Source organism: Campylobacter helveticus (assembly GCF_002080395.1).
Lineage (GTDB): Bacteria > Campylobacterota > Campylobacteria > Campylobacterales > Campylobacteraceae > Campylobacter_D > Campylobacter_D helveticus.
In genome coordinates this window covers 1-3,279 of sequence record NZ_CP020481.1, presented here as the reverse complement: position 1 = coordinate 3,279, position 3,279 = coordinate 1, and the positions used below count along the sequence as shown (strand labels likewise).

Here is a 3,279-nt window from a genome sequence, read left to right as displayed (position 1 = left end):
TCATCATCACTTATTAGCTAAAAACAATACGCCAAAGGCGTGATATTGTTTTAAATGGGGTGCGGGGGCGTGAAGTTTGCCTAGAGCAAACGAACGAACAAGCCCCCGCCCTATTGTTTATTTTTTTTACAAAAAGAGAAAAACAAATTTGTAAATCGCGCACATACACATACGCACGCGAATTTTCTTATTTTTCTTATATTTTTATATATTTTTAGGGGGCTTTCTAAGCTCTATATGATGGGGTCTAGCGAAATATTAAGGGGAGAAAATTCTACTATTAAGGGGAGAAAATTCTACTATTAAGGGGAGAAAATTCTACTATTAAGGGGAGAAAATTCTACTATTAAGGGGAGAAATTATATTGACAATCTATTTTTAATATGCTACAATAAAAAATCCGCCTTGAGTTTTCACTCTTGGCGGAAATTTATCAATCAAGGCTAACTATGAAACGACATAGTAAGCGTTTTGTGAGATTATACCTAAATTTTAGGTTTTTTAAGCTTAAAGTTGAAGTATTTTTCTAACAAAACCGCAGGGGCAGAGAAGCCCCTTGCCTTGATTGTCTTACTTTGGATATGCAAATGAGCGAAATAGTTAAATATAATAATGATTTTAATCTTTTACCTATGCCTGAACTCAAAGCCATACAAATGGATATGTTTATGGCTATTATCTCGCTAACCAAAGACAAAAAAGAAAATACGCCATTTTTAAAAAAGTTTTTTAACCCTGATAAAAGAAAAATAATTATTCCACAAAAGAAGTTTATTGAATTGTGTCGGTTAAACGATAGCAAAATGGACTATAAAGAAATTTTCTTTGCTATTGATGATTGCTTAAAAAAACTTTGCAATTTTCTTGTTTCATACCAAAAAAATGAAAAAACGATTTATAATTTTGTTTGTTTTGAAGAAGCAAATATTATTGCTGATGAAGTGCATATAACTTTACAAAGTCGTTTTTACGATATGATAATAAATAAAAAATTTGGTTTTACAGCCTTTGAATTAGCAGAATTTGCAGAACTTAGCGGTAAATATGCTAAAACACTTTACCGCCTTTTAAAGCAATTTAGAACCACAGGCAAAGCTTATTTTGAGTGGGAAGAATTTTGCAGGATTATGAAGATACCACAAGATTATAGACAAAGCGAAGTTGATAAATGGATTTTAAAACCAGCCCTTAAAGAGCTTTCTAAAGAACGCAATCTTTTTGACCAAATTAGAGTGCCTTTTAAAAATCTTTTTTACGAAAAAGAAAAAACCGCAGGGCGTGGGCGTGGCGGTAAGGTTTCAGGCATAACCTTTACTTTTAAGCCTGAAAATATCGATATGCAAAAACTAGCAAAAGAAAGCGAAAAAATAGAAACCAAAGAGGACAAATATTTAAGAATAGCACACAATATGGTAAAAAATAAAGCTAGGTTCGTGTATGAAAATATGCTTTATGAGGCAAATTCTTTCGATTATAAAGAATTAAAATTTATGGCAGTAAGACTTATAAGAGATGAATTTGAAAATTTAATTTATGACATAGAACAAACTTTCAACGCTAAAAATAAAGAAGTGTTTTTTAAAATGATTGATACTTTTAAAAATAATATTGTGTAAAACCGATTTTTTCTTTCTCTCTATCTAATTTACTCATACAAAAATTATAGCAAAAATTAGTTAATTCTTGTTATAATCTCACAATAAAAAGTTTTCTTTTTAGGATACACGCTATCCCAAAAAGGCAAAAAAAATTAACATTTTTTAGCTTTTTTAGCGTGCAAGGGGAAAGCCCCTTGACCCCTCTAAAGAAATCATAGAGCTTATAAAAATCAAATCATCACAAAGGCAAAAAATGAAAATAGGGGCAGTCCATTGTAATCCAAAAATCTCACCACATTTACAACATAACGACAGGACAAACAGCACAAGCCCAAACATACACAAAGAGCGAAGCCATTTAAACGAATGCAATAAATCAGCCCAAGAAGCTTTAAGAGAAATCGACAAGCTTTATAACGAAGCAATGGAAAAACAAAAGGGAAAAAAGGGGAAAAAGACACCAAAAGAAAGAAGCTATCACGAGTTTATTTATGAAATTAACGAAAATACCACAATGGAGCAATGTGAGAAATTAACCGAGCAAATCGCAAAACTTACAGGCTTTACACCCTTGCAAATCTCAATCCATAGAGACGAGGGGCATACAAATGGAAAAGGCGAATTTGTAACACACTATCACGCTCACGCGGTATTTTTTACTCTAGACAAAAACACAGGCAAACAACTTGCAAGGCAACAAGCTTCACTAAATCCAAAAAATCTAAGCAAAATCCAAGACTTAGCCGCAGAAACTTTACAAATGCAAAGGGGGCAAAAATATTTTAATCTCCAAGAATATAACCTTTCAAGGCAAGAAAAAAGGGCTTACAAACCTCAAGCACCCAAAAGAATACAAAACCAAGACGATTTTAAAAGATTTGCGGAAGCACAAAGAGAAGCAAAAGAATATAACGATAAAATGCAAGAAACCGCCCTTAAATTGAAAAACGACCTTGAGGCAATGGGTAACCAGCTTAAAATAAAAGAAATGGATTTAAACGCAGAAGAAAAGCGTTTAAATCATAAAGAGAAAAAAATTAACGATGAAAGACAAAAAATAGAGAGTGGATACCCTGAAGCCTTTAACGACTTAGACAAAAAACGCAGACAAGAGAAAAAAGGCTTATGGAATTATTTTAAAAATATCATTACAGGCGGAAAACACTTTCAAAGCATAGATGAAAAATATAATATCGCTAAAAACGCCATAATCGCCCAACAAAAGCGAAACGAAACTAAACTAATACAAAAGGACAAAGAAATAAAAAAAGCCAAAAATGAAGCAAGTGAAGCAAAAGGGGGAATGCGGACAGAGCTAAGCAAAAAAGAAAGCATAATACGAGAACTTGATTATGAAAATATGCTTTTAACCAAAGAAAACAAAGCGCTAAACAACTTCATCGCAAAAGCCGAACAAGAAGCATTAAAAAAACTTGATTTTAATGCGGAAATTGAATATCTACGCAGTAATAGCACATTTAGAACAGGATTGGGCGAACTAGAAAAAAACGCCTTAAATAACGAACTAACAAGGCGACAAAAGCAAGAAAAAGAATTGCTAAGACAGCAAGAACGACAAAAAAACCAAGATAAAGGCTTTACACTCTCACTCTAAAACTCTCCAAGCTTGAAAAAGATTAAGGGGGACAGCCCCCTAGAGCAGTTTTAAGGCTTTCAATAC

General features: G+C 32.8%; 2 protein-coding genes. Both read left to right on the top strand.

Annotated elements, in window-relative coordinates; genetic code table 11:
* The first annotated feature begins 587 nt into the window (after positions 1 to 587).
* Positions 588 to 1,616, top strand: coding sequence for a replication initiation protein (locus CHELV3228_RS09940; protein ID WP_082200912.1), 1,029 nt, complete (start codon positions 588 to 590; stop codon positions 1,614 to 1,616).
* 235 nt (positions 1,617 to 1,851) lie between these two features.
* Positions 1,852 to 3,213: a hypothetical protein gene (locus CHELV3228_RS09935; protein ID WP_082200911.1), complete on the top strand. Its 1,362-nt coding sequence runs from the start codon at positions 1,852 to 1,854 to the stop codon at positions 3,211 to 3,213.
* The last annotated feature ends 66 nt before the right edge of the window (positions 3,214 to 3,279 follow it).

Coding starts and splice junctions, on each gene's coding strand:
- CHELV3228_RS09935 (WP_082200911.1), top strand. CDS start 1,852: ATGAAAATAGGGGCAGTCCATTGTAATCCAAAAATCTCACCACATTTA.
- CHELV3228_RS09940 (WP_082200912.1), top strand. CDS start 588: ATGAGCGAAATAGTTAAATATAATAATGATTTTAATCTTTTACCTATG.